The sequence below is a fragment of the Arthrobacter sp. B0490 genome (assembly GCF_002929355.1).
Lineage (GTDB): Bacteria > Actinomycetota > Actinomycetes > Actinomycetales > Micrococcaceae > Arthrobacter_D.
On record NZ_PJIR01000009.1, the window covers coordinates 1 to 25,916 of the forward strand.

27 protein-coding genes and 1 pseudogene are annotated in these 25,916 nt (G+C 69.8%); 17 read left to right on the forward strand and 11 right to left on the reverse strand.

Going from position 1 to position 25,916, the window contains the following annotated elements:
- Both CXQ97_RS13700 and CXQ97_RS13705 read left to right on the forward strand, forming a co-directional pair.
- A complete protein-coding gene (locus tag CXQ97_RS13700) occupies window positions 1-129 on the forward strand; it encodes an ANTAR domain-containing protein (RefSeq protein ID WP_146069652.1) in 129 nt (42 codons plus the stop codon).
- A gap of 168 nt (window positions 130-297) precedes the next feature.
- Complete coding sequence (locus CXQ97_RS13705) at window positions 298-912, forward strand: dihydrofolate reductase family protein (RefSeq protein WP_104181432.1); 615 nt, start codon at window positions 298-300, stop codon at window positions 910-912.
- Window positions 913-926: 14 nt separating this feature from the next.
- Here the strand turns inward: CXQ97_RS13705 and CXQ97_RS13710 are convergent, their stop codons facing one another.
- Genes CXQ97_RS13710 through CXQ97_RS13720 form a run of 3 tightly spaced genes read right to left on the reverse strand, consistent with a single transcriptional unit; the run spans window position 927 to window position 3,774 of the window.
- The gene (locus tag CXQ97_RS13710; RefSeq protein ID WP_104181433.1) at window positions 927-3,200 is read right to left on the reverse strand and encodes a cation-translocating P-type ATPase; all 2,274 of its coding nucleotides are present in this window, start codon (window positions 3,198-3,200) and stop codon (window positions 927-929) included.
- Window position 3,201: 1 nt separating this feature from the next.
- Window positions 3,202-3,423, reverse strand: a complete 222-nt coding sequence (locus tag CXQ97_RS13715; RefSeq protein ID WP_104181434.1) for a heavy-metal-associated domain-containing protein — start codon at window positions 3,421-3,423, stop codon at window positions 3,202-3,204.
- A 27-nt stretch (window positions 3,424-3,450) separates the two neighbouring features.
- A complete protein-coding gene (locus CXQ97_RS13720; protein ID WP_104181435.1) occupies window positions 3,451-3,774 on the reverse strand; it encodes a metal-sensitive transcriptional regulator in 324 nt (107 codons plus the stop codon).
- Window positions 3,775-3,924: 150 nt separating this feature from the next.
- Between CXQ97_RS13720 and CXQ97_RS13725 the strand changes: the two genes are divergently transcribed.
- The 5 genes from CXQ97_RS13725 to CXQ97_RS13745 all read left to right on the forward strand — a co-directional run bounded on the left by CXQ97_RS13725 (window position 3,925) and on the right by CXQ97_RS13745 (window position 8,403).
- Window positions 3,925-4,572, forward strand: coding sequence for a DUF305 domain-containing protein (locus tag CXQ97_RS13725; RefSeq protein ID WP_104181436.1), 648 nt, complete (start codon window positions 3,925-3,927; stop codon window positions 4,570-4,572).
- A gap of 125 nt (window positions 4,573-4,697) precedes the next feature.
- The gene (locus tag CXQ97_RS13730) at window positions 4,698-5,351 is read left to right on the forward strand and encodes a DUF3105 domain-containing protein (protein ID WP_104181437.1); all 654 of its coding nucleotides are present in this window, start codon (window positions 4,698-4,700) and stop codon (window positions 5,349-5,351) included.
- A gap of 206 nt (window positions 5,352-5,557) precedes the next feature.
- On the forward strand, window positions 5,558-6,298 hold the full coding sequence (locus CXQ97_RS13735; protein ID WP_258062584.1) for a GAF and ANTAR domain-containing protein: 741 nt from the start codon (window positions 5,558-5,560) through the stop codon (window positions 6,296-6,298).
- Window positions 6,299-6,305: 7 nt separating this feature from the next.
- On the forward strand, window positions 6,306-7,400 hold the full coding sequence (locus CXQ97_RS13740) for an alanine racemase (protein WP_104181438.1): 1,095 nt from the start codon (window positions 6,306-6,308) through the stop codon (window positions 7,398-7,400).
- 130 nt (window positions 7,401-7,530) lie between these two features.
- Window positions 7,531-8,403 carry a TPM domain-containing protein gene (locus CXQ97_RS13745; protein ID WP_181035078.1) on the forward strand — a complete coding sequence of 291 codons (873 nt, stop codon included), beginning with the start codon at window positions 7,531-7,533 and terminating at the stop codon, window positions 8,401-8,403.
- Window positions 8,404-8,473: 70 nt separating this feature from the next.
- On the opposite strand, the gene CXQ97_RS13750 is transcribed toward CXQ97_RS13745, so the two are convergent.
- Together CXQ97_RS13750 and CXQ97_RS13755 are read right to left on the reverse strand one after the other, a co-directional pair.
- Window positions 8,474-10,084: a peptide chain release factor 3 gene (locus CXQ97_RS13750; protein ID WP_258062585.1), complete on the reverse strand. Its 1,611-nt coding sequence runs from the start codon at window positions 10,082-10,084 to the stop codon at window positions 8,474-8,476.
- 108 nt (window positions 10,085-10,192) lie between these two features.
- Window positions 10,193-10,765 carry a GNAT family N-acetyltransferase gene (locus CXQ97_RS13755; protein ID WP_104181440.1) on the reverse strand — a complete coding sequence of 191 codons (573 nt, stop codon included), beginning with the start codon at window positions 10,763-10,765 and terminating at the stop codon, window positions 10,193-10,195.
- 195 nt (window positions 10,766-10,960) lie between these two features.
- Between CXQ97_RS13755 and CXQ97_RS13760 the strand changes: the two genes are divergently transcribed.
- Complete coding sequence (locus tag CXQ97_RS13760) at window positions 10,961-11,224, forward strand: WGxxGxxG family protein (RefSeq protein ID WP_104181441.1); 264 nt, start codon at window positions 10,961-10,963, stop codon at window positions 11,222-11,224.
- A 91-nt stretch (window positions 11,225-11,315) separates the two neighbouring features.
- Here the strand turns inward: CXQ97_RS13760 and CXQ97_RS13765 are convergent, their stop codons facing one another.
- Window positions 11,316-12,893, reverse strand: coding sequence for an MFS transporter (locus tag CXQ97_RS13765; protein WP_104181442.1), 1,578 nt, complete (start codon window positions 12,891-12,893; stop codon window positions 11,316-11,318).
- Between the two features lie 61 nt (window positions 12,894-12,954).
- Here CXQ97_RS13765 and CXQ97_RS13770 point away from each other — a divergent pair, with 61 nt between their 5' ends.
- From CXQ97_RS13770 to CXQ97_RS13780, 3 genes are all read left to right on the forward strand, one after another.
- The gene (locus tag CXQ97_RS13770; RefSeq protein WP_104181443.1) at window positions 12,955-13,512 is read left to right on the forward strand and encodes a TetR/AcrR family transcriptional regulator; all 558 of its coding nucleotides are present in this window, start codon (window positions 12,955-12,957) and stop codon (window positions 13,510-13,512) included.
- Between the two features lie 70 nt (window positions 13,513-13,582).
- On the forward strand, window positions 13,583-14,002 hold the full coding sequence (gene mscL / locus CXQ97_RS13775; RefSeq protein WP_104181444.1) for a large conductance mechanosensitive channel protein MscL: 420 nt from the start codon (window positions 13,583-13,585) through the stop codon (window positions 14,000-14,002).
- The gene (locus tag CXQ97_RS13780) at window positions 13,999-14,676 is read left to right on the forward strand and encodes a Pr6Pr family membrane protein (protein ID WP_104181445.1); all 678 of its coding nucleotides are present in this window, start codon (window positions 13,999-14,001) and stop codon (window positions 14,674-14,676) included. The genes mscL and CXQ97_RS13780 overlap by 4 nt, the downstream gene beginning before the upstream one ends.
- 14 nt (window positions 14,677-14,690) lie before the next feature.
- Here the strand turns inward: CXQ97_RS13780 and CXQ97_RS13785 are convergent, their stop codons facing one another.
- From CXQ97_RS13785 to CXQ97_RS13795, 3 genes are all read right to left on the reverse strand, one after another.
- Complete coding sequence (locus CXQ97_RS13785; protein ID WP_104181539.1) at window positions 14,691-15,524, reverse strand: amino acid-binding protein; 834 nt, start codon at window positions 15,522-15,524, stop codon at window positions 14,691-14,693.
- A 98-nt stretch (window positions 15,525-15,622) separates the two neighbouring features.
- Window positions 15,623-16,393, reverse strand: coding sequence for a hypothetical protein (locus CXQ97_RS13790; protein WP_258062588.1), 771 nt, complete (start codon window positions 16,391-16,393; stop codon window positions 15,623-15,625).
- Between the two features lie 105 nt (window positions 16,394-16,498).
- Complete coding sequence (locus CXQ97_RS13795; RefSeq protein ID WP_104181446.1) at window positions 16,499-17,380, reverse strand: helix-turn-helix transcriptional regulator; 882 nt, start codon at window positions 17,378-17,380, stop codon at window positions 16,499-16,501.
- A gap of 130 nt (window positions 17,381-17,510) precedes the next feature.
- Here CXQ97_RS13795 and CXQ97_RS13800 point away from each other — a divergent pair.
- From CXQ97_RS13800 to CXQ97_RS13820, 6 genes and pseudogenes are all read left to right on the forward strand, one after another.
- Window positions 17,511-17,984: pseudogene (locus CXQ97_RS13800) on the forward strand (alcohol dehydrogenase catalytic domain-containing protein); the annotation flags it as partial.
- An 83-nt stretch (window positions 17,985-18,067) separates the two neighbouring features.
- On the forward strand, window positions 18,068-19,279 hold the full coding sequence (locus tag CXQ97_RS13805) for an MFS transporter (protein WP_104181448.1): 1,212 nt from the start codon (window positions 18,068-18,070) through the stop codon (window positions 19,277-19,279).
- A 32-nt stretch (window positions 19,280-19,311) separates the two neighbouring features.
- A complete protein-coding gene (locus CXQ97_RS13810; protein ID WP_104181449.1) occupies window positions 19,312-19,722 on the forward strand; it encodes a cupin domain-containing protein in 411 nt (136 codons plus the stop codon).
- Window positions 19,723-19,824: 102 nt separating this feature from the next.
- Window positions 19,825-20,199, forward strand: a complete 375-nt coding sequence (locus CXQ97_RS20110) for an SDR family NAD(P)-dependent oxidoreductase (RefSeq protein WP_219815425.1) — start codon at window positions 19,825-19,827, stop codon at window positions 20,197-20,199.
- Window positions 20,196-20,588: an SDR family oxidoreductase gene (locus CXQ97_RS20115; protein ID WP_219815426.1), complete on the forward strand. Its 393-nt coding sequence runs from the start codon at window positions 20,196-20,198 to the stop codon at window positions 20,586-20,588. The genes CXQ97_RS20110 and CXQ97_RS20115 overlap by 4 nt, the downstream gene beginning before the upstream one ends.
- Window positions 20,588-21,160, forward strand: coding sequence for a cyclophilin-like fold protein (locus tag CXQ97_RS13820; RefSeq protein ID WP_104181450.1), 573 nt, complete (start codon window positions 20,588-20,590; stop codon window positions 21,158-21,160). Before CXQ97_RS20115 ends, CXQ97_RS13820 begins: the two co-directional genes overlap by 1 nt.
- Window positions 21,161-21,254: 94 nt before the next feature.
- Here the strand turns inward: CXQ97_RS13820 and CXQ97_RS13825 are convergent, their stop codons facing one another.
- Entirely contained in the window at window positions 21,255-22,559 is a 1,305-nt protein-coding gene (locus tag CXQ97_RS13825; protein WP_104181451.1) for a cellulase-like family protein, read from the reverse strand.
- Window positions 22,556-25,894, reverse strand: a complete 3,339-nt coding sequence (locus CXQ97_RS13830; RefSeq protein ID WP_104181452.1) for a DUF5107 domain-containing protein — start codon at window positions 25,892-25,894, stop codon at window positions 22,556-22,558. The genes CXQ97_RS13825 and CXQ97_RS13830 overlap by 4 nt, the downstream gene beginning before the upstream one ends.
- Window positions 25,895-25,916 lie beyond the last annotated feature (22 nt).

The window sequence follows — 25,916 nt, forward strand, 5'->3', positions numbered from 1 at the left end:
ATGATCTCCCACATCTCGACCGTGGACACCAACGAAGCCTTCCAACGCCTCCGTTCCCACGCCCGGGCACACAACACCAGCCTGCGCGACACCGCAGAAGCAGTCCTGAACCGCACCCTCACCCTCTGACCCTCGCGGGGATCTCACGCCGGGCGTGTCCGGTCACCCGGGATGCGTGGACACGGAACGTCCACCTGCGGGCCAGGGCCGGCGGGGCGGGATTCGGCGATGATTCCCGGCCTCCCATTCCGTCTGATCCGTCGACCAGGAATTCCTACAGCGAAGGGGAGCAGCCGGATGGGACGGATCAGCGTCACCGAGAGCATCACCTTGGACGGCGTCATGCAGGGCCTCGGGCGGCCGGACGAGGATACGCGCGGCGGGTTCACCCACGGAGGGTGGGGGGACGGCTACCAGGACCACGTCTCGATGCAGTTCATGAGTGAGGGCCTGAGCGGGGAGGGGGTGATGCTGTTCGGCCGTCGGACGTACGAGGACGTGCTGGCCTACTGGACGGCTGCGACCGAACCCAACCCGTTCACCGACTACCTGACGCACGTGCGGAAATACGTGGTGTCCCGCTCGTCCACCACCGAGCTCTCCTTCCCGAACTCCACCCTGCTCCACGGCGACGCACGCAGGACGGTCCACCGGTTGAAGGAGGAGACGGATTCGAGTATCACGATCCTGGGAAGCGGCGAGCTGGTGCGTGCCCTGCAGGAGGTCGGCCTCGTCGACGAGTACGTCCTTCAGATCCACCCCATCGTGCTCGGATCGGGGACTCCACTTTTCGGGGCTTCCGACCGGAGGAACCTGACGCTCCAGCGCTCGGTCACCACCACCACCGGCGTGATCATCGCTCACTACGCCGTCGACGGGCAGGTCGACCGGTCGGTCGACCTGCCCGCGTGACCGACCACGGTGGACTACCGGCCGAAGCTCCGCAGCCTCAGCGAGTTGGCGACCACGAGCACCGAGCTCGCCGCCATCGCCGCTCCGGCGAGCATCGGGTTGAGCAGCCCGAGAGCCGCGACCGGGATGCCCACGGCGTTGTAGAAGAACGCCCAGAAGAGATTCCCCTTGATGGTGCCGAGCGTGCGGCGCGAGAGTTCGATCGCCTGCGCCACCTGCTCCAGGCTGTTGCCCATCACCGTCAGGTCGGCCGCCTCGATCGCCACGTCCGTACCGGAACCCATCGCGATGCCGAGGTCCGCCTGGGCCAGCGCCGCGGCATCGTTCACGCCGTCGCCCGCCATCGCCACGGTGGCCCCGGCGGCCTGGAGGTCGCGGATCGCGTCCACCTTCCCCTCGGGCGTCACTCCGGCCCGCACGTCCGATGCGTCGATCCCCACCGCTGCGGCGACCCGCAGGGCGACGGCGCGGTTGTCGCCCGTGAGCAGCACCGGGCGGAGACCGAGCCGTCGCAGGCGTCCGACGGCGGCCGCGGAGCCGTCCTTGACGGTGTCCGACAGTGTGATGAAGCCCGCCACGACGTCGTCGACCGCCACCCACACGGCCGTCACCCCTGTGTCTTCTGCGGTTTCGAACGCCGCGGTCTCGGTGTCGGTGGGGCGGATGCCGTTCCGGTCGAGCCAACCCGCACGCCCGGCCGTGACGATGACGCCGTCGACCTCCCCGCGGACACCGCCTCCGGGGGCGCTCGAGAAGTGGTGTACCTCCGGCAGCGGGCCGGACGCCGCGGCGTGCCGCGCGATGGCCCGGGCGATGGGGTGCTCGCTCGCCGCCTCGACGGCGCCCGCGAGGCGCAGCACTCCGGCGGCGGAGACCTCGGCGGAGGGAGCCGGGGCACCGGCGGGGCCGGCCAGGGCGACGACGTCGTCGACGGCCATGACGCCGGTGGTGACGGTGCCGGTCTTGTCCAGCACGATCGTGTCCACGGTGCGCGTGTCCTCGAGGACCTGCGGCCCGCGGATGAGGATGCCGAGCTGGGCGCCGCGCCCGGTGCCGGTCAGGAGAGCCGTCGGGGTCGCGAGTCCCAGTGCACAGGGGCAGGCGATGACCAGGACGGTGACCGATGCGGTGAAGGCCGCGTCGAGGTCTCCGGCGAGGACGAGCCACAGTACGAAGGTGAGGATCGCGAGCACCAGGACCACGGGGACGAAGACCGCACTGATGCGGTCGGCGAGACGTGCGATGCGCGCCTTGCCGCTCTGTGCCTGGCTGACCAGGCGGCCCATGGAGGAGAGCACGGTGTCGGATCCGACCCGGGTCGCGCGGACCACGAGCCTGCCGGAGGTGTTGATGGTGGCTCCGGTGACGGCATCGCCCGGTGTGACCTCCACCGGGATGCTCTCCCCGGTCAGGAGTGCGGTGTCGACGGCGCTGTGGCCCTCGGTGACGACACCGTCGGTCGCGATCTTCTCTCCGGGACGCACCACGAACTCGTCGCCGGGGATCAGCGTGTCCGCCGGGAGGGTGACCTCGGTGCGCTCGCCGTCGACGGTGCGCAGCACGTGCGCCTCCTTGGCGCCGAGGCTCAGGAGCGACTTCAGCGCGTTCCCGGCGCGTCGCTTGGCGGATGCTTCGAGGAAGCGGCCGAGCAGCAGGAACGTCACGACGACGGCGGCGACCTCGAAGTAGAGCGAGGGTGCGTCCATGCTCATCCCCTCGGTACCGCCGTGGCGGGTGAGCGCAGGATCGGCGAAGAGCTGCCAGGCCGAGAAGAGGAAGGCGGCGGTGACGCCGATCGAGACGAGCGTGTCCATGGTGGAGGAGAGGTGGCGCGCGTTGATCGCCGCTGCGCGGTGGAACGGCCACGCGGACCAGGTCACCACGGGCAGGGCGAGGGCGAGGACCACCCAGCCCCAGTCGGGGAACTGGAGGGCGGGCACCATGGAGATCAGCAGCACCGGGACGGACAGGACGGCGGCGAGGACCAGGCGCGCTCCGAGGAGCGACGCCGTGGAATCGTGCGCGTCGTCGCCCGTGTGGTCGGGGTGCACGACGTGCGCGCCGTACCCGGTGGCGACGACGGTGTCGATGAGGTCCTGGTCGCTGACGGAGGCGGGGACCCGGACCACCGCGCTCTCGAGCGGCAGGTTGACGCTCGCCTCGACGCCGTCGAGCTTGCCGAGCTTCCGCTCGACCCGCCCCACGCAGGAGGCGCACGTCATCCCCTGGATGGCGAGTTCGACGACGCGCGGCTCCTGCCCGGTGCCCGGGATCTGCTGGGTGGTCATGTCAGGACGCGGGCACCACGGTGTAACCGGCTTCGGCGACGGCCCCGTCGATCGATGCGGTGTCCAGGGGTGCGGAGGACGAGATGGTGGCGGTGGACGTGCCGCCGTTGACGAGGTCGACGGCGACGCTCTCGACGCCGGGCAGCTCCGACAGTTCGCTCTGTACGGCGCTGACGCAGTGGCCGCAGGTCATGCCGGTGATGCCGATCGTGGTGGTGGTCATGATTCTTCTCCTTGGTGGGTGGGTGGTCTAGCGCAGGAGCCGGCCGATGGCCGCCGTCGCCTCCTGGACCTTCTCCTGGACGGCGTCGGTGCTGCCGGAGGCCTGGGATTCCCGGGCGGCTCCGACGACGCAGTGCGAGATGTGGTCCTCGAGGAGTCCCATGGAGACCGCGTGGAGTGCCTTGTTGACGGCTGCGACCTGGGTGAGGACGTCGATGCAGTACTGGTCCTCCTCGACCATGCGTGCGATCCCGCGGACCTGCCCCTCGATGCGCCGAAGCCGCTTGAGGTAGGCGTCCTTGTCCGCGGTGTAGCCGTGCGGTGCCGTGTGCCCGGTGTCGGGAATGCCCATGGTGGCTCCTCTCCTGTGTCAACTATACCCTTGGGGGGTATAACCCGCCAGGGTGCGGTGCTATTCCCGCCGCGGGTTCGCCGCATCGAGGGAACGCCCAGCGCCATGCCGTACGTTGGCTGATGGCACACCCCCGATCCAAGGACGTTCATGACCCTCTCGCTGTCGGGCTGGCAGAAGCGAGTTCTCCTGGCCCTCACCGGAATCGCAGTCCTTGCGCTCTTCGCGCTGGCCTTCACCGCCGGCCGCGTCTCATCGGGCCCCTCCTATCCGGGCACCACCAGCCCGGACGCGGGGTTCGCCCGCGACATGCAGGTGCACCACAACCAGGCCGTCGAGATGTCCATGATCGTCCGCGACAACATCACCGACGAGACGCTGCGCTCGATCGCCTACGACATCGCCCTCACCCAGCAGCAGCAGGCCGGGCAGATGTACGCGTGGCTCGAGGAATGGGGCCTGGACCAGAGCAGTGCGCAGCCCCGCATGGAGTGGATGACCGGGGCCGGCCACGGCGGCATGGGGATGGGGGCGGACACGGCGTCCATGCCGCCCGAGGGCCTCATGCCCGGCATGGCGACGGGCGCCCAGCTCGACGAGCTGCGTGCGGCGCGCGGGGAGGACGCCGAACGGCTGTACCTGAACCTCATGATCAACCACCACGAAGCGGGAGTGGACATGGCGCAGGCCGGCGCCGACCTCGCCGGGACGGAGCAGGTCCGCACCCTCGCGACGAAGATCCAGTCCGGCCAGCAGGCCGAGATCACGCTCATGCAGAACATGCTCGACGCCCTGTAGCCCCGTCGGTCCGGGACGCGCCCGCACGGCGGTCCCGGACCGACGGGCCTCGCCGGTAGATTGGTTTCCGGCGCTATCCGCCCCGCGGTCGACGCCGCAGCCGCTCCAGTACGAAGGACACCCCGTTGAACAAGAAGCGATCCCAGGAGAACCAGGACCGTCAGGCGCGCCTGGCCGCCATCCAGGCCGAGCAGCGTGCTGGTGAACGCAAGCGCAACGCCCTGATCTTCGGCGGCATCGGCGCCGTGATCCTCGCCGTCATCATCGCGGTGACCCTCGTGATCGTGAACCAGGTCCAGGTGAACCGTGACCGTGAGGCAGCGGCCTCGCAGGGGATCGAGGGCGTCCAGGAATACCCCGACGTCACGTTCGATCACGTCGAGGGCGCGGTCGAGTACGAGCAGTCGCCTCCGGTGGGCGGGAACCACAACCCGGTCTGGACCAACTGCGGTGTCTACACCGAGCCCGTCCCCAGTGAGAACTCGGTGCACTCCATGGAGCACGGCGCCGTGTGGATCACGTACGACCCGGACATGGACCGGGCGGAGATCGACAAGCTCACCGAACTGGTGGGGACGCGCTCCTACGTGCTGCTCAGCCCCTACCCGGGCCTCGACACCCCGATCGCCGCCAGCGCGTGGGGCCTGCAGCTGAAGGTCGACTCCGCCGACGACGCGCGACTCGGCACCTTCCTCGACAAGTACATCCAGGGCGAGCAGACCCGCGAGCCCGGTGCGGCCTGCTCCGGCGGCATCACTCCTCCCGGGCTCGCCTCCTAGCGCCCCGCGGGCGACGGCGCGGCGAACCGGAGACGGCGAGCCGCGCCGTCGTCGTCCCACGGCCCCGCGGGGGCGCAGTCCCCGCCCGACACGCCACGGCCGCCCTGCGCAGGACTTTCCGCCGTTTCCTCCGCGGGTGCGGGCCCGGTAGCGTGGCACCCGCGGGCGGCAGCGGGCTGCCTCGAGCGACCTGAGGGGAGAAAGCTGTGACCGACAACCAGACATTCGGGGACATCTCCCTGCCGGGGATGCTCCAGGACCTCGTGCTGGAGAGCTCCGACATCAACGAGTTCCTCGATGCGCTGGTGAAGGTGGCAGCTGACGCCGTCTCGACCCGTGGCACGGAGGTGTACTGCGGTATCACCCTCCTCCGGCCGCGGTCCAAGGGGACGGTGGCGAGCAGCAGCGAGCACGCCCAGCGCATGGACGAGGTCCAGTACGCGTTCGACGACGGCCCCTGCCTCCGCGCGGCACGCGAGGGCCAGGCGTACGTCGTCACAGATTTCCGCGGCGAATCGCGCTTCGGGGAGTACACCGCCGCCATCGTCGACCACGGGATCCGCTCGGCCCTCGGCCTGCCCATCCCCCTCGACGGGCTCGCCGCGGCGGGGCTCAATTTCTACTCGCCGCAGCCCGGAGCCTTCGACGACGCGGCGATCGCCGCTGCCGGCGACATCGCCCGAGAGGCCTCGAAGTCGCTGCGCATGGCCGTCCGGATCGCGCAGGCGGTGGATACGAGCAAGCACCTCCGGGCCGCACTGGATTCCCGGACCACGATCGACGTCGCGGCGGGCATCGTCATGGGGCAGAACCGGTGCAGTCACGCGACCGCGATGACCATCCTCAAGGCAGCGTCCAGCGGGCGCAACATCAAGCTGGCGGACATCGCGGCGGCGGTCATCACATCGATCGGGCAGCAGACCCCCGAGACGCACTTCGACGCCTGACCTGTCGATGGCTCCCCTCCCGGGCATTGCGACGCCCGCCGTCGTCGTCGACCTCGACGTCCTGGAGCGGAACATCGCCTCCATGGCGCGCTCCACGCAGGAGCGGGGACTCTCCCTGCGACCCCATGCCAAGACCCACAAGATGCCGCAGATCGCACAGCGGCAGATCGCGGCGGGCGCCGTCGGGCTGACCGTGGCGACCATCGGCGAGGCCGAGGTCTTCGTCGACAGTGGAACCGTCGATGTCTTCATCGCCTACCCGTTGTGGGTGGACCGGCAGGGTGCAGCGCGCCTGCTCGCCCTGGCCGGGGCGGCCCGGGTGACCGTCGGTATCGAGTCGGCGGACGGCGCGCGGCAGCTCGCGCGCATGCTCGGCACGTCCGTCTCCCGCGTGGCGGTCCGCGTGGAGCTCGACAGTGGACACCACCGTAGCGGCGTACCCCCGGCCGAGGCCGTCGGGCTCGCCCGGGCCGCTGCGGACGCGGGGTTGGCCGTCACGGGGCTGTTCACCTTCCCCGGCCACAGCTACGGGCCGGCGGCGGCGTCCCGGGCCGCCGCGGACGAGCGGGAGTCGATCCGCGAGGCGGCGACCGCCCTGCGGGGCGCGGGCTTCGAGGACCTCGAACTCAGCGGCGGGTCCACACCGTCGGCGTCGCTGGCCGCGGGCGACACCCTGACGGAGCTGCGTCCGGGGGTCTACGTCTTCGGCGACGCACAGCAGTGGGAGCTCGGGCACTGCGCGCCGGAGGACATCGCCCTCACCGTCGAGAGCACGGTGGTGAGTCGTCGGGCCGGCGCAGCCGGTCAGGCGGACCGCCTGGTCCTCGACGCCGGCAGCAAGGTCCTCGGCAGTGACAGGGCGGCCTGGGCCACGGGCTACGGCCGCCTGCTGGACCACCCAGACGCCCGCATCGTCGCCCTCTCCGAACACCATGCCACCGTCGAGTGGCCGGGGCCGCAGATGCCGCCGCTGGGCACGCGGGTGCGCGTCGTCCCCAACCATGTGTGCCTCACCGTCAACCTCGTGGACGAGGTGCAGGTGGCTCGCGACGGCGTCGTCGAGGACCGCTGGACCGTCGCGGGGCGGGGCAGGAACAGCTAGCCCACTCCGTCCCGGTACCTCCGGAATGCCCGACCGGCGGGATCCCGCCCTCCGGCGCCATCCCGGGGTCTCCCCTAGAATGACCGGGAGCGGGACGCCGGTTCCGCCCCGTCGGCGCAGGGGGACCATCATGAAGGACAATCGCGCAGCGATGACGGCGACCGCGGCCCTGGTGCTGCTCCTCCTGACGGGGTGCGGCGGGGGCGATGCCGCGTCCGTCCCGGGACCGCCGCCCGAGGGCAACGTGCTCGATGCGGCCGACGTCCTCACCCCTGCGCAGGAGGAGGAGCTGAACGCCCTCATCGACGCGCAGAACACCCGCACTGACGCGGCGCGCGTGGCCGTCCTGACGGTGGAGGGCGCCGGAGGGTCCATCGAGGACTACGCACGCTCCGTCGCGACCGACTGGGGCGTCGGCGACGACGGCGCCGACAACGGCGTTCTGGTGGTCGCGGATACCGCGGAGCGCGAGCTGCGCATCGAGACGGCCGACGGCGCACGCGAGGGGTTCTCCGACGACGACGCCGAGCAGGTCATCGAGGACGTCCTCGAACCGGCGTTCGCCGACGAGGAGTACGCCGCGGGGTTGACCGATGCCGTCGGGCGGATCTACGGCTATGCGCAGGGCCAGGAGCCTGTGGAGGAGCCCTTCGACTGGGTGCTCCTCGCGGGAGTGGCAGGCGGTATCGCAGTCCTCCTCGGAGGGATCGTCTGGCTGATCGCAGCGGACTCCCGCCGCCGCCGCCGTCTCTCGGACGAGGAGCTGCGGGCCGCCGAGGACGCCGATCCGGACCTGCGCCTGACGGAGAAGCAGCGTGAGGACTACCGGAAGTACCGGTACAGCCACCGGGGCGCCGACGCCGTGAGCAACCCTGGTCTCTGGCTCCCCCTCTACATCGCCAACCCCGCGCTGTACTCCGGTGGCAGCGGGGGCAACGCCTCGGGTTCCTCGATGAACGGGGGCGGCGGTTTCAGCGGCGGCGGAGCGTCGGGCAGCTACTGAACAGTCACCGGCGGTTACCGGGTAGGTACCAGGCAGCTACACGACGCCCGGCCGAAGAGAGCGGGCCCTGCTAGTCGACGGCCGCGCCGATCGGCTTGAGCACGACGTCGGGGAAGTCCTTCCTGAAGTGCCCCACCTTCCACTTGTCGCCGAACACCGCGACCATCTCCCCGTCGGACCGGAACAGGATCTCGCCGCCGCGGAAGGTCTGGGGGACGCCCTGGCTCTCCGGGGCCACCCGCATGGCGAGCGTGTAGGAGATGTGATCGAGCGACGTCGGCGCATTGAACTCCGTACCGAGCCGCTGGGCGGCGACCTCGAACTGCAGGGCACCGACGGCGGCGAGCACGGGTGCCTGGTCGCCACGGAGGTCCGAGCGCAGCACCTGCACCACGCCCTCGTGCTCGAGCTGCTCGATGCCGCGCCGGAACTGCTTGTAGCGCCCCGGATCCTTGGCGCGGGCGACGGCGAAGAGCTCGGGGGAGAAGCGCGGGATGTCGGGGAACTGCACGGGCTGCTCGGCGAAGAGACTGTCGCCCACGCGGAGGCTCGTCGCGTTCACGAGGCCGACGACGTCGCCCGGCCAGGCCGTGTCCACCACCTCTCGGCTGCGTCCGAGGACACGGTGCGCGTACTTGGTGGCGAAGGGCTTGCCCGTGCGCTGGTTGGTGATGACCATGCCGCGCTCGAACGTCCCGGAACAGATACGGAGGTAGGCGATGTGGTCGCGGTGTGCGCTGTCCTGCCCGGCCTGGACCTTGAAGACGAAGCCCGACATCGGTGCGTCGATGGGACGCGGCTCCTCCTCCTTGGAGGGCCGCGGCGAGGGGGAGGGGGCCACGTCCACGAGGATGTCGAGGAGCTGGGAGACGCCGAAGTTCTTGGCCGCGGCCGCGAACAGGACGGGCGTCTGGCGGGCCGCTTCGAACTCCTCGCGGTCGAAGGAGCCGTTCGAGGACTCCACGAGCCCGGATTCCTCGCGTGCGTCGAGCCAGACGCCTGCGTCACGTGGTTCCAGGGCGTCGATGTCCACGTCGGTCTGCGCTGCGGCCTGCGCGCCACCCTCGACGGCCTGGAGGGCGATGGCCCGCTCCGCGCGCAGGTCGATCAGCCCCTGGAAGTCCCCGGCGATACCGGCCGGCCAGGTCAGCGGTACGGGTGTCATGCCGGTGCGCTCGCCGACGTCGTCGATCAGGCCGAGGGCGTCGAGGCCCGGCCTGTCCCACTTGTTGATGACCGTGATGATGGGGATGTTCCGCGCCTTGCAGACGGCGAGCAGCTTCACGGTCTGCGGTTCGAAGCCCTTGGCGGCGTCGATGAGCATGACGGCGGAGTCGACGGCGGCGAGGACGCGGTAGGTGTCCTCCGAGAAGTCGGCGTGGCCGGGGGTGTCCACGACGTTGAGGACGGTGTCGCGGTAGGTCAGCTGCAGGGCGGCCGAGCTGATCGAGATACCGCGCTCCTGCTCGATGCCCATCCAGTCCGAGACGGTGGCGTGGCGGCTGGACTTGCCGTGCGTGACGCCGGCGTCCTGGATGGCGCGCGCCAGCAGTGCGAGTGCCTCCGTCAGTGTCGACTTCCCGGCATCGGGATGCGAGATGACGGCGAAGGTACGACGGCGTCCGGCCTCACGGCGGACGGCGTCTGCGTCGAGGACAGGGGATTCGGTTAGCAGGGCCACCCTTCCATTGTCGCCGATGACGGCGCGCGCCCGGCCGGGGAGGGCCGCTGTTCGCTGTGCGCATGGGTAGGGGCCCTGATCGCGGCACGTCCGACCCCGGCCGGGGCGTCAGGGCAGCTCGAGCCGCATGAGGACACGAGGGAACCCGTTCACCACGGACTCCGTCCCGGCCGCCTTCGTGAAGCCGGCCTCGTCGAAGAGCTTTCGCGTGCCGACGTAGGCCATGGTGGTGTCGACGCGGGCACCCCGGTTGTCCACCGGGTACCCCTCGATCGCCGGCGCTCCGTAGGAGCGCGCGAAGTCGACCGCGCCGGCGAGCAGCCGATGCGAGACGCCCTTGCCCCGATGACCGGGCCGCACGCGGATGCACCAGACGGACCACACGTCGACGTCGTCGATATGCGGGATCGTGCGGCTGCGGGCGAACCCGGTATCGGCACGCGGATGGACGGCGGCCCAGCCGACCACCTCGTCGCCGTCGTAGGCGAGCACGCCGGGCGGCGGGTCCTGGCGGCACAGGCGCTGCACGAGCTCGCCCCGATCCGGCCCCACCAGCGCCACATTCTGTTTCGCGGGAAGGCGGTAGCTGAGGCACCAGCAGACGTTGGCGTCCGCTCGCCTGGGCCCCACCATCGCCGCGACATCGGCGAATGCCGTCGCCGGACGCACCTCGATCACCATGGACCCACTGTTCCACCCGGCTCCTCGGCCGACAACGGCGGACGCCGATCCGGGACTGGCGCGTGTGCGTCTACCCCGTGCGCCCCGTCCCCGGCAAGCATCTGGGGCGACTTTCTTCCCGGCATCGGGCGACGGGTAGTAAGTAGGCTGATTACCGGGCTTTCGACAGGAGCCTTCCCCTACTTAAGGAACACCATGATGCGCAAGACCGCAGCCACCGCAGCTCTGACCCTGGCCGTACTGATGGGCATGGCAGCCCCCTCCACCGCCGCTGAGGAGACCGCTCCCGCCACGGAGCAGACCCAGCAGAGCGACGAGGGCAACGGCGACGCAGGCCTGTGGGGCCTCCTCGGCCTCCTCGGCCTGGCGGGCCTGCTCAAGAAGAACAAGAAGGAGCACGTCGATCACCGTGCCAACGGCGCCTCGAGCGTCAACGATCCGAACCGCACCGGCCACTAGGTCGAGGTTCCGGGCGGGCTCGCGGAGCACGCCCGAGACGGACAAGGGCCCATTCCTGCCGGAATGGGCCCTTGTCCCGTTCTGCGGGCGCTCAGTGGTCGACGCGCTGCGCCGTCGTGCTCCGCAGGCTCCACGCAGCGAGGACCGACGCGCCCACCATGAGCAGCGCCGCGATGCCGGCCGTGACCGTGACGCCGCTGTCGAAGGCGTGGAACGCCGAGTCCCGGAGGAGGGACGCGTTGGTGGGGCCGAGCTGCGCAGCGACCTCCACGGCGCCGCCGAGCGTCTCGGTGGAGGACTCCGCCTGGGCGCTGCTGAGGCCCGCGGGCAGCAGCAGGTTCCGCTGGTAGGACGCCAGCAGGATGCTGCCGAGCACGGCGGTGCCGAGGACGGAGCCCACCTCGTAGGCGGTCTCGGAGACCGCGGACGCGGCACCGGCCTTCGCGGCCGGGACGGTCGAGAGGATGAGGTCGTTGGACACCGTCTCCGACGCGCCGACGCCGACGCCGAGGACGACGAACGCGATCATGAGGAAGCCGGCGGATCCGCCCTCCCCGAGCAGCGCGATCATCGAGTACGCGACGGCGGAGAAGAGCAGCGACACCGAGACGACGACGTGCGCCGGCAGTCGGCGCGCGAGCGGCACCACGCCGAGCCCCGCGAAGATCGTCATGAGCAGGCCCGGCAGCAGGACGAGGCCGGCGTCGAGCGGTGTGTAGCCGAGCACCAGCTGCAGATGCTGCGACACGAAGAACAGGAACCCGACGAGCGAGAAGATCGCGAGCAGGTTCACCAGGACGGCGCCCGTGAAGGCCCTCACCGTGAACAGGCGCACATCGAGCATGGGATCGCGCCGCTGCAGCTGCCGCAGGACGAACGCCGTGCCCGCGGCGAGACCGATGAACGCCGCGGTCACCGAGACCAGCAGCGGTCCGCCCTTCGCGAGGTTCTTGATGGCGTAGACCACCGGCAGCATGGTCCCGATGGAGAGGACGATGCTCGCGTAGTCGACGCGCCCCGGGTTCGAGTCCTTCGACTCGGGGACGACGACGGGCGTCAGGGCGAGCATGAGCACGAGCACGGGCACTGCGAGGAGGAAGACGGAGCCCCACCAGAATTGCTCGAGCAACAGGCCGCCGAGCAGGGGTCCGAGCGCCGCTCCGGCGGAGAATCCCGCAGCCCACACGGCGATGGCGATCCGGCGCTGGTTGCGGTCGGTGAAGATGTTGCGGATCAGCGAGAGCGTCGAGGGCATGAGCATGGCGCCGAAGACGCCGAGTCCGACGCGGGACGCCACGAGGAAGCCTGCGGTCGGTGCGAAGGCGGCGGCGACGGAGAACAGGGCGAAGCCCGCCGCGCCGATGATGAGCAGGCGGCGCCTGCCGAAGCGGTCACCGAAGCTGCCCATCGCCACCAGGAGCCCTGCCAGCACGAGCGGGTAGCTGTCCACGATCCAGAGCAGCATGGTGCCGCTCGTGGCGAAGTGCCGGGAGATCTCCGGCAGGGCGAAGCTCAGCACGGTGTTGTCGACCGAGACCAGCAACACCGGCAGCATCAGCACGGCGAGGGCGAACCACTCGCGGCGGCCGGCAAGGGAGGGGGAGGAGGACAGAACGGCACGCGGGTTCACCTCGGACACACGTGCTGAGGAGGAAGGTGTAGTGGTCATGCCTCAAGGCTATACCGTCCAGCCGGTACAGTACAAGAAAGGTGACCGGTATCATGAGCGGGTGTCCAGTTCCCGTGAGCGCATCCTCGACAGCTTCGAAAACGCGCTGATCCGCGACGGCGAGAGGGCCGCTACCATGGAGGCGGTCGCCGCCGCCGCCGACGTCTCCAAGGGCGGACTGCTCTACCACTTCCCCTCGAAGGAGGCTCTCGTGGACGGCCTCGCAGACCGTCTCCGTGGGCTGGCCGACCGCGACCGCGAGGCCATGGCCTCGGCGGAGGACGGGGCGGCCCGCTACTACGTGCGCACCTCCGTCTTCGAGGACAGCGCGCTCGACAGGGCGCTCGTCTCCATGGCACGGCTCGCCCAGCAGGGCCACCCGACCGCCAAGTCCTCTCTCGCCGAGATCCAGGAGGGGTGGCTCGGCGCACTCCAGGCACAGCTCGGCGACCGGACCGCCGCCCGGGCCGTCAAACTGCTCGGTGACGGGCTCTACTACGACGCCGCCTTCTTCGCCACGGACGGCGCGGGACGCACCAGCCGCGACGAGATCGAGGAACTGCTCGACGTCGTCGACCTGATCGTCAGCCGGCGCGGCAACGAGACGGCGCACTCCTGACGGGCGCGAGCCCGACCGGGCACCGCCGAGGCGCCCGCCCGACACCTGACCACGACCACGAGAGGACCGCATGATCAAGGGCTTCCGCGACTTCATCCTGCGCGGCAACGTCATCGAACTGGCGATCGCCGTCGTCATCGGCAGCGCCTTCACGGCACTCGTCGGGGCGTTCACCGCGAACATCATCAACCCGCTCATCGCCTCGGCGGGCGGCATCGACGCGTCCGGCCTCGGATTCCGCATCCGACCCGGCAATGACGCCACCTTCGTGGACATCGGCGCCGTCATCACGGCCGCGGTGACCTTCCTCATCACCGCCGCCGTCGTGTACTTCCTCTTCGTGGTGCCGATGAACCGCGCGACTGCACGCCTGCACGCACACGCCGCCGCCCCGGAGGTCGAGCAGGAACCGATGCCCGTCGACACGGCCCTCCTCACCGAGATGCGTGACCTGCTGCGGGAGATGGCCGGCCGGGACGCACGGCAATGACCGGAGCGGCGGCGTCCGAGCGCATTCCGCGGACCGTCCCGCTGAGGGCGGGAGTGCGCATCGCCGTGGTCGCCGTCGTCCTCGTCGCCGTCGCGGCGACCTTCCTCGACACGGCCTCCCGCGGCGCCGTCAACCCGTTCAACTTCTTCGGGTTCTTCACGATGCAGAGCAACATCGCGGCCGCCGTCGTGCTGCTCCTCACGGCGCTCCTGCACGTGCGGGGCGCCGACGACCCTGAGTGGCTCGTCCCGGTCCGGGCCGCCGTGACCACGTACATGCTCGTCGTCGGCGTGGTCTACAACCTGCTGCTCGCAGGGCTCGCCGGCGGAGTCGAGCTTCCGTGGGCCAACTGGGTGCTGCACGTGGCCTTCCCGATCTATGCCCTGCTGGACTGGGTGACGACGAGCGACCGCCGGCCGCTGTCCTACCGCGTGCTCCGGTTGATCCTCGCCTACCCGCTGATCTGGCTCCTGGTGGTACTCGTGCGGGGCGCCACCGACGGCTGGGTCCCGTACCCGTTCCTCGATCCGGTGTCCGGCTATGTCGCGGTGCTGCTCTACGCGGTCGGGATCGCCGCCGCGATCGGCGGTTTCGGTGCCCTCGTCATCCTCGTCAGCAGATCCGCGGATCCCGTCGCGGGCCTCGCCGCGAGGGTACGGCGTAGCCGGGACTGACCCGCGGGCACTCCTCAGGGAGCATGGCCGGTGGGGTGCGTGGCCACCGCTGCCAGCTCGGACAGCCGATGGGCACGTGCGGATTCGGCGGCCGTGAAGGGCTCCCCGATCCGGGAGAACACCATCGGCTCCCCGGCGGGGGAGGGGATCTTCAGGAACTCGGACCCTTCGACGAACGACCTGACGGCAGGCGACGGGGACATCACCGGTTCGGCGACGAGCAGCTCCGCGACCGCGTAGCGCAGTTCCAGAGGGTCCTGTGCGACCCGGCAGGCGAGTGAGAGAGCCTTCGTCTGCCCGTCGGCGAGCGCCAGGGCGGTCGACGGCCACACCCGGGCCGAGAGGCAGCCGCCGGTCGAGAAGGCCCGGACGAGGTCCTGCTCGTCCACTCCCGCCGGGACCGCGAGGACGAACTCGTCGACACTGGCCTGTGCGCCGGGGTGGATGTGGAGCGAGAGGATGTTGACGCCGCGCCGTGCCAGCTGGTGCGAGATGCGCTCCAGGGACCCCGGACTGTCGTCGACCAGGACCCGCGCGCGCCAGAGATCGGTCGCCGTGTCGAGGCGTTGGCGCTGTCTCAGGGCCGGCGCGTGGAGCCAGCTCCGGAGGAACCTCATGACCGAGGGTTCAGCCACCCAGATGACCAGCGCGGTGGCGGTGAGTGCGAGGAGGAGGACCTTGACCGGGTAGCTGAGGTGCGTCTGGACGACCACGGCGTGGACGGCCAGTTCGATGGGCAGCATGACCGCGACATTGGCGAGAGTCAGCCGGGCCTTGCCCGGCTCGGGCAGCTGCCCGCAGGAATCGCAACGGAGTGAAGCGGCAGTGGAACCTGAGGAGCGCGTCATGACTTCATCGTGGGAGGCGCCCGTTTCGACGGCGTTGCCGCCCTGTTCCATGACGAACAACTTGACGTACGGGGTTGCGACCCGATCCGGGGGCACCCTCAGCCGGTGCCCCCGCCGAGGACGTCGACATGGACGTGGTCGAGGTGGCGCAGGATCTCGTTGCCGGGCGCGGGTGCGTCGTAGTCGTGCCATCGCCCCCGCGCGAGGTGCGCGCTCCAGAACCGGTCGTCGAAGATCACGTACTGGATGTCCAGGTCCGCGGCGTGGGCGACCAGCCAGTGCGCGAGGATCCACCCGTCCCGGCGGTTCTCCTCGGACACCGGGCGGAAGAAGACGTCGATGGCGCGGCCGTCGTAGTGCGTCGAGTCCCCTCCGTGCCCCTGACCGACACCGCCTGGCGCGAACCCGCCCAGGCTCTGGTCCCCGAACACCCCGGCCATCTCCGCGCGGACCCGCTCGGCGCGGGGTGTCAGGCCGCCGGCGGTGATCTGCTCCACCGACAGGTCCGCCGCGGCCGATCCCCGGCAGCTCAGGCTGGGACCGGCGTCATCGATCGGCCCGTCGGCCAGCTGCTGCACCACCGCCTCGTCGATGCCGGCGGTGTCAGGGGCCGCGAGGCCACGGGCCGCGAGCGCCACAGCCGTCGTGACGAGCTTCGCCTCGTCCCGGTCCAGCCCGACGGTCCCGCCGGGAGTCTCGACCGTGCACTCGGAGCTCACGGGCAGCACCCCACCCCCGGAGCGCACGCTGTCGAGCAGGCCGGGCCCCAGGAGGACCACCGCCGACGCGAGCACCCCGAGGAGGAGGACACCCAGGAACAGCCGGAACGGGCGATGTCGCCGGCTCCGCGGCTCGTCGTCAGGAATCACGAGGCAGGCCCAGTCGTTGCGCGGCAGCTCCGCGGGCGTCCGTCCCGGCCGCACCGCGGGCCGATGCGAACTCGAGGAGCTCGGCTCCGATCACGGCGGTCCGGTTCACTGCTCGGAACTGATGAGCGCGGTCGTGTGGTCGGCGGCCCAGGACGCAAGCAGTCGGAGTCGCTCCGCGGAGGGTGATCCGGGCTCGGCCGTGTAGATCATGAAGACCAGTCCTGGCTCGGCCGTCGGCAGCAACTCCTCGTAGGCCAGGGTGAGTTCGCCGACCAGGGGGTGGTGGTAGCGCTTCGTCCCGGTCCCGTGGCTGCGGACGTCGTGGGCGCCCCACAGGGTGCGGAAGGTGTCGCTGCGGGTGGAGAGCTCGCCCACGAGGTCCTGCAGCGCGCGGTTGTGGGGGTCCCTTCCCGCTTCGGCCCGCATGATGGCCACGCACATCGCGGCGAAGGCGTCCCAGTCGGGGTAGAAGTCGCGGGATGCGGGGTCGAGGAACTGGAAGCGTGCGAGGTTGGGGGTGAGCCCGCCGTCGCCGATGAGCGGTGAGTAGAAGGCACGGCCGAGGGCGTTCGCAGCAAGGAGGTCCTGGCTCTGGTTCCGGACGAAGGCGATGCCGTCCGTGATGGACTCCAGCGCCCAGAAGAGACTCGGTCGGGCCGGTGCCTTCCTCGGGCTGCGCTGCCGGGGGCGGCCGGAGGCGGGAATGCCGTCCGCTGCGCGGGCGAGGTCGAACAGATGGGTGCGCTCGGCGTCGTCCAGCTGCAGGGCCCGGGCGAGTGCGTCCAGGACGGAGGAGGACGCCCCGGCGATGGCGCCGCGTTCCAGCTTCGAGTAGTACTCGACGCTGACGCCGGCGAGTGTTGCCACCTCGCTGCGGCGGAGCCCGGTCACCCTGCGGTTCAGGCCCGCGATCAGCCCTGCTTCCTTCGGCGTCACCTTCGCGCGCCGCGACATCAGGAACGCGCGGACCTCGGCTCGATTATCCATAGGACCAAGCGTAGAACGCCCTCCCGGGCGCTGGGGTCCCCTGTCGGTACATCCCTCGACAGGGCCTCCTCCCCGTTCCGATACGGGGTTTGACTGGAGGCAATGACCATCCAGCCGACGGAGTAGCACCATGCGTGGAGTCATCATGCACGCCCCGGGCGATGTCCGGGTGGAGGACCGCGAGGACCCGACCATCATCGAACCGACGGACGCGATCGTCCGTCTCACCGCCACCTGCATCTGCGGGTCCGACCTGTGGCCCTACCGCGGGATCGAGCCCGTGGACCACACCCCGATGGGCCACGAGTACGTGGGCGTCGTCGAGGAGATCGGCTCCGAGGTGAAGATTATCGCGATCGGCGACTTCGTCGTCGGCACGCAGGCCCACAAGGCACGCATCCCCTGCGCGGACGGAACCCTCGCCGCGAAGCAGCTCGGCGGGCCGGCCCCGGTGCGCCGCTACCTGCCCCACCTGATCCGACTGATCTGGGACCGCGCCATCGACCCGGGCAAGGTGTTCGATCTCACCCTGCCCCTCGAGGACGCCGCAGAAGGCCACCGGGCCATGGCCGAACGCCGCGCCACGAAGGTCCTGCTGACCCTCGACCGAACGCGTCACGGGTCGTCGCTCCCCGGCCCCGCCACTCGTCCACCACGACTCCTGCACCGACTGTCAGAAGGATCCGAATGACTACGACCAGCGCCCTGACCGCATCTGCGGCTACGGAACAACCCCAGCGGCTGCCGCTGCCCACCCTGATCGTCCTGGCCGTCATCGGGTTCGTCCTCGTGGCCATGGAGACGATGCCGGCCGGGTTGCTGCCCGTCATCGCGTCCGGGATGGGCACCACCGAGGGGACGGTGGGTCTCTTCGTCAGCGCCTACGCCCTCGGCGCGGTCATCGCGACCGTCCCCGCGATCGCCCTGACCCGCGGGCTGCGGAGAAAACCGTTGCTCCTCGCAGCGATCGCCGGCCTGATCCTGTCCAACACGGCAACGGCGTTCTCCGCCGACGTCACCCTGTCCCTGATCGCGCGTTTCGTCGCCGGCGCGTTCTCCGGTGTCATCTGGGGGATGCTCGCCGCGTACGGGCGCCGCATCAGCCCACCCCGCCATGCAGGCCTGTCCCTGGCCATCGTGTCCACGGGGGCTCCGGTCGGCTTCGCCCTCGGCACGCCCCTCGGCTCGTGGCTGGGCATGACCTTCGACTGGCGCTGGTCCTTCATCGGGCTCAGTCTCGTCGCTGTCGTCGCAGCCGTCCTCATCGCAGCACTCGCCCCCGATGCCGGCGGCCGGGGCACGGTCTCCGATCGACAGCCGAAGCTCCCCCTGCGGCAGGTCTTCCGGATTCCGGGCATCGCGATCATCCTGGCCGTCATCCTGACCTGGATGCTGGCGCACAACACCATCTACACCTACATCTCGCCCTACCTGCGGGCGACGAGCAGCACCATGTCCGTCGACGTCCTCCTGCTCGTCTTCGGGGTGGCCTCCATCTCCGGCGTCGTCATCACCGGAGCCCTCCTGGACCGGCATCCCCGCCCCCTCCTGCACACGAGTGTCGCCCTGTTCATCACAGCGGCCGCACTGCTCCTGGTGGGCGTCGGTTCGACACCGGTGATCGTCATCGCGGCAGTGCTCTGGGGGATCACCTTCGGGGGAGCCGCTGCGCAGCTCCAGGCCGCCCTGACCTCGGTCGGAGGCGAGAACGCCGACGTCGCCAACTCCTTCCTGCCCGTGGCCTTCAACGTCGCCATCTTCATCGCAGGCATCCTGGGTGCCGCTCTCCTGACCCACTTCGACGGTCTCGTGCTCCCCGTCATCATGATCGCCTTCGGCGTGATCGCCCTGCTGCTGACCATCTGCGGCCGCCGCACCGCGTTCCGCGCCCGGCTCTGACAGCCCGACACCACGAGAGACAAGGAATCTTCATGAGCACGCAGAAGCAACCCCGGACCGCCACCGTCAAGGGTCCGGCGGAGTGGTTCACCGGCGACGTGTACGTCAACGCCTACTACACCGGCCGGGCGCCCTCGCGGACACGGCTGAACCTCGTCCGCTTCACGCCGGGTGCGCACACCGCCTGGCACAGACACGCCGTCGGCCAGACACTCCATGTCACCGAGGGCCGGGGCTATGTCCAATCCCGGGGTGAGGGCGTCATCGAGCTGCACCCGGGCGACACCGTGTACACGCCGGCAGGGGAGTGGCACTGGCACGGTGCGACCGCCGACAACTTCATGTGCCACCTCGCCCTCTGGGAAGCACCCACCGACGGCGACGAACCGGAGACCGTCTGGGGCGACACGGTCGATGACGGGCAGTACCCGGCCGGAGAATGACCCCGGTTCTCGCATCTCCGCCCTCGGTGCAGCCGATTCCGGACCACCGGGGCACCCTCGATCATTCACGCCGACCTCTGTAGACCCACCCTGGAGATTCCCATGGCACAGTCCCATCGCTTCATCGACAAGGTCGTCCTCATCACCGGCGCCGGAGGCGGCATCGGCCGCGCCACCGCCGTGGCCTTCGCCGCCGAGGGGGCCCGCGTCGTCGCCACGGACCTGCCCGGCGCCGGTCACGACGAAACGGCACGCCTGATCACCGACAGCGGCGGAGCGGCCTCCTCCCGCGACTGCGACGTCACCGACAGCCACGACGTCATGACGACACTCGACCGGGTCGTGTCCACGTACGGCCGCATCGATGCCGCGTTCAACAACGCGGGCATCGAGCAGTCCCACGACACCGTGGCCGAGCTCGACGACGCCGAATGGCACCGCCTGCTGTCCGTGAACCTCACCGGGGTCTACCTGTGAAGCACGAGATCCGGTTCATGGCCGCGAACGGCGGCGGCACCATCGTCAACACCTCCTCGGGAGCAGGCGTCATCGGTATCGCCGGGCAGGCCGCGTACGCCGCGACGAAACACGCGGTGATCGGCCTGAGCAAGTCCGCTGCGCTGGAGAGCATCGGCGACGGCGTGCGGATCAACGTCGTCGCGCCGGGGATCATCGACACCCGGATGATCGGCCGCGTGTCCGGTGGCACCGAGCAAGGACGCCAGGCGATGGTGGACCAGGAGCCCATCGGACGGCTCGGCACCCCGGAGGAGATCGCCTCCGCCGTGCTCTGGCTCTCAGCCGACGAAAGCGCCTTCACCGTCGGGCACACGCTCGTCGTCGACGGCGGACAGACCGTCGGCTGATGAATCTCATCACCCGCACCCTCCGCATCCGGAACCTGTCAGCCGCTGCCGCCCTGATCGTCACCGCAGCACTTACCGGATGCGCCGGGACCTCGGACGAGGATTCCGACACCGCAGCATCCTCGACGACCCGGGAAGCCTCCATGACATCCTCACCTGGCCCGACGTCCGATCGCCACGGCGGGGGTTCCGATCCAGGAAGTGATGCTGCGGCCGGCAGCAGGCCGCTCGTGCTCGACCTCGATGGAACCGCCATCTCTGGAAGGCTCGATGACAGCGCAGCCTCCACGTCGCTCCTCGGCCGGCTCCCGCTGACCCTGCCCTTCCGTGATGTCGGCGGCCAGGAAAAGGTCGCGGAACTCCCCGAACCTCTCGACCTCGACGGCGCACCGGCCGGCAGTAATGCCGACCCGGGGATGATCGGCTACTACGTCCCCGATCAGCGGCTCATCCTGTACTACGACCAGGTGGGCTACTACGCCGGGATCGTCCCGCTCGGCACCTTCGACGACGTGCCGGCGATCGAGGGCCTGATGGACGGGTCCCTGGTCACCATCCGCGCAGGTGACTGATCCTCCCCGCTCCTGACCGCCATCAGTCCAGCACTTACGGGCCATGCGGGAGGATTGCCGACAACCTCTTCCACCAGCCCGTGACGGAGCAGGATCAGTGCGCCCGGATCAACGCGTTCAGTCGGAGCTGCCATTCCTTGTTCGACCAGAAGGGGTGGTGCGGTGCCGCGTTCGATCCCAGGACCATGCCCCAGACCCCGTGCTCGAGGGCGATCCTGATGCCGTGTTCCGCGAGGTCCCGGCCGATGGGTCCTTCCTCGAAGGTGCCATGGAGTGGCGTGTAGCCGATCCACCCTTCACCGACGATCGCCGGGATGTGTCGCCAGCGCGCCCATCCGGCGACGGCGATGACCCGCGATTCGATCTCTCGGCGCATGACCTCGCGGTAGGCACCGTATTCGTTGTAGAGCCAGGCGTCCCACGCCTCGGCGTCGATCCAGTCGTAGCCGTACACCATCTGGTCGGTCACGACGGTGGCTGCGAACTTCCACTCCGCCGGCCGTCCGTAGCAGGCGGGTGTCGGGGCGCCGGGCTGCAGGAGGGAAGTGAGTTCCGGATTGGGGAAATCAGGGCTGTTCTCTGACCGTATGTCGATCCTCTTCTGGAGCGCGTCGAGGACCCCGTAGCTGTAGATATGGAACTGGGCCGCCCCGAGGCCGTCCGGCAGCTCGTGCATCGTGAGATGGGGGGGCTTTCCGTAGCTCGCCGTGACCAGGAGGTCGGGATGGAGCTCCCGGAGGTGGCGCACGGCCTCACTGCCGCCGTCCTGGAGTCGGGGCAGGATGGAGAAGTCGACCTCGTTGTGCAGCTCGACGAGTGCTATCCGCTGTCGATGACCCGCGTCGGTGAGGGCGAGGATCAAGCGATGCCACGCGCCGGCGAGGAGGGCGTACCGGTCCGCGAGAGGGACCGCGTCGATCGCACGGAACCAGTCCTCCGATCGAGCGAAAGCAGGGGATTGCTGGTACTCCCAGCTGGCGAGGATGACGACGAGGCCGTGCCTGGATGCGGCATCGAAGAGCTCCGTCAGGCGTGCCGCCAGGTCGAGCGTGTAGCCGCCCGGAGCGTCGTACCAGCGGGTGCGTTGTCCGAAGTACCCGCCGTCCGGCCGCGGGCCCAGGCCTTCGATCTCCAATGCCGATGCGAGGTCGTCCAGGCCGAGGTTCCCGAAGAGCAGCAGGGGGGCTGCGCAGATCCTGATCGTGTTGTATCCCAGCGCCGCTGTTGCAGCGCATGCCGCGTCGAGATCGGCGTAGGGTCCGCCCGCCTCTGCCCGGGTGTACCAGGAGAAGTCCCACAGGCTGATGGTGAGCCGGGAGGGAAGGTGTTCGGGAACCGGTCCGGTCAGTCCCGCGTGGGAGGGATCGAGGGTTCCTGAGCCGAGGTATCGGTCGCTCATGATGCGGTCAGCTCCTTCGCCTGGAGACTCCTGCCGCGGTCGGCGAGAGCCCTGAGCTGGTGGGCCAGCAGCTGCTGTTCCGTCCCGGCGGTTCGCGTGAACAGCAGCAACTCAGGCAGCGACGTGGCGAAGTAGTCGACCTCCGGGCCGGCTCTTTCGAGGTCCGACGCCCTGCGCTCGAGGCCCATCCAGACCTCGGCCGCCTCACCGTCGCGGCCGAGCCTGAGGCAGGCCACTCCCCTCCAGTAATCCTCACGGTCGATCGTACGGCTCACGGCCTGGGGACCCGCGACGTCGCATGCCCGGGCATAGGCAGTGCGCGCCTCCTCGACGTCACCCGATGCCCCGAGTGCATCTCCGAGCAGGACGAATCGCTCGGCAGGACTGCCCGCTGGGTGGCGTCCTTCGGCCAGGTTCGGGGGAGCCTCGATCCCCTGCCTCAACAGGTGCGCTGCGGAGGGGGGATGCGTGTCGAGGAGGCGTCGGGCAGCAGCAAGGGACGCCCGGTCGTAGGCCTCGAGTGCCTTTCCCTCCCCACCTTCGAAGGGCTGGAAGGTCCGGTTCCGCATGATGGCCAAGGCATCCTCGGCCCGGCCCGCGTCCACGAGCAGATTGACGTAGTGAAGGGCCAGGTCGTCGCGGACGAGCACCGACGGCCCGCACTGCTCGATCCGGTGCAGCCTCGACTCGAGGGGCTCGTCGGCCAGGGAGGCCAGGAGCGCGCGCTCGAAGACGAGGCGGGGGTCTCCGGCCCGGAGGGCGAGTGCCCGGTCGAAGTAGGCGGTCCCGTCCGCGATGGACCCACCGCTGTTGATCGTGGCAACACCCGCGTTCCGCCATGCCACAGCGTCGGTGGAATCCATGCGGGTTGCCCGTTCGAGGACCCGGCGTGCCTCCGCCGTGCGTCCTGCATCGAGCAGCCAGGCTCCGAGCAGTGCATGGGCGACGTCGTCGGATGGTTCAGCGGTGATCGCGGCGACCAGTGCGTCGTACTCGTCGAGACCGGAGGGGAAGGCGTGCTTCGTCGTCGTCCGTCGGGCTTCCTCTCGTTCAGCTGCCGCTTCTGCCCGGTCACCGAGTGTCTCGAACCAGTGTGCCCTGAGGTAGTGCCGCATCGGTTCCTGGTTGCCGAAGGTGCTCGGCGACGACACCAGAGCGGTCCGGGTGAGGTCCAGCGCGCCCGTCGTGTCACCGAACCGTCGGATCTCGCAGGCGACGGTCAGGACGGTCCGCGGATCGATCGGCGCGAAGTCCCCCGAGAGGGCCTGCGCGACGGGGTCGAGAGGATCGGCGGCGAGCCTCCGACGCAGCAGGCGTTCGGCCGCGCGATGATCACCCTTCCGCCGCCACGCAATGATCGTGGCGTGGTGCGCTGCAGGACTTGCGGAGTCGTACTGCCTCGCCTCTTCGGCCTGCTCGAGGGCTTCGGAGGTCCTGTGCAGCCGAAGTGCCACGCGAGCTGCACCGAGGTGGGACGGGTGGGCCCAGGCCCTGTCCCAGGCGGCCTTCCTGAAGAGGCCTTCTGCTTCCTCGAGTCGCCCGGCTCGTTCGGCGAGAAGTGCGAGCCTGTAGTGCGCCTCCCCGGTCGGTGGATTGAGGTTCCGGCTCGTCAGGCGGACGAGTGCTCTCGTGTAGAGATCCGAAGCCGCGTCGTAGTCCCCCCGGTGGTGGTACCAGGCTCCGAGGGCGAGGCAGGCCCGGGAATCGTGCGGGTCGCGGCGCAGTGCCTCTTCGAAGTAGGGGGCTGCGGATCGCGTCGGATGGCGGTTCTGCTGGAGGTGGACACCGGTGACGTAGAGCTCGTCGGTCGAGGCCATCGCGACCGGCTGTGCCGGCTCGCTCGCAACCCACGGTTCCTCGCCCCCGCGATGCTCGGGGCCGAGAGGTGGAGCGTCGGGCTGCTCGGGTGGCATCGTCCAGCTGATGAGTTCGACGTCGTCGACGAGGACGTGCACGGTGAGCGGTGCAGGGGCCAGGGCGTCGGGAAGGTGCACGGGCATCGTGAAGGGCCTCGCAGGTGCGAGCGGGGTCACCGTCTCCCAGACGGGCGTACCCCCGCTGGTGAGCATGATCCGGGCTTCTTCGAGGACGACCGCGCTCGCCACCCCGACCTGGACTGCATGCCGGCCTTCCTGCCCTGCACCCGTGCGGCGCAGGGAGAGTGCGAGGTCCCGGGTCGCCTGCTGAGCGGGCCCGATGGCTCGGATGGGGTACCAGTACTGGCTGAAGGTCCGGGTCTCGCCGGGTGCGAGGTAGCTGAAGTCCGGTTGGTTGTCGGTGAAGACCCCGGCCATGAGTTCCACGTACGGGCCGTCCGTATCGGTGAGGAGCCGGTCCCAGGCGTGTCCCACGGGACCGTTGCCCCAGGTCCACTGCTTCTTTCCGGGCGCGATGGACCGGGGGGCCCAGTGGACGAAGCCGGCTCCGGCCTGATGGTCGTAACCCCCGAAGAAGTCGTCGCGACTTTCCGCGACCATGTACGAGGTGGGGACAGGGATGTTCGCGTAGTGGTCGATCCGGTCGGCGTCGGGTCGGGACGGGCTGACGCATGCAGGGTAGTCGACCCCGTAATATGGCCGGTCCGCGCGGGGGAAGGCAGTGATGGCTCGTCGCGCATGGTCGGCCACGTACTGCACGTCCATGGGGAAGAACGACTGGTAGTCCTCGTGCACATGGGCGGCCACGTTGGCCCACCACAGGAAGGTCTGCGGCTCGTCGGTGCGGTTGTAGAGCCGGACGGCGACCTCGATGTGCGAGCTGTCGGGACGGACCCGGATGCCGTGGCTGCCACGCATCCGCTGCAGGGGGTCGAGGTCGCTCTGCCAGACGGTCGCCGCGCCGTCCTCGGACCGGTCGATGGCTGTCTCGACCGGCAGGTAGGTGCCGGGGCGGTGGTGCTGGGGCCAGTTGAATTCGACCCCACCGGAGATCCACGGTCCCGCGAGTCCGACGAGGGCCGGTTTGATGACGTTGTTGCGGTAGAAGAAGTCGTATCCGTTGGTCTTGTCGTAGCCGACATGGATCCGTCCCCCGAGTTCGGGCAGGATCATCAGCCGGATCCACCGGTTCTCGAGGTGCACCGCCTGCCAGAGGCGGGGCGCCTTCGTCGTCGAGATCCGGTCGGTGAACGGAATGGGGTATACCCGCCCGCTGGATCCCTGATACACGCGTCGGTCCAGGAACATCGGATACTCGTCCGGTTCTGCTGGCGCATAGGTGTCGATGAGTACCGGTTCGCTCCAGCAGGCCACGCCGCCCGCATCGAGCAGACGTTGCTGATCCTCGGGCGCGGGGGGCAGGGTGATGGAACTCTGGACGTCATCGGCGTGGCTCACAGGATCAACACTAGGAACGGGT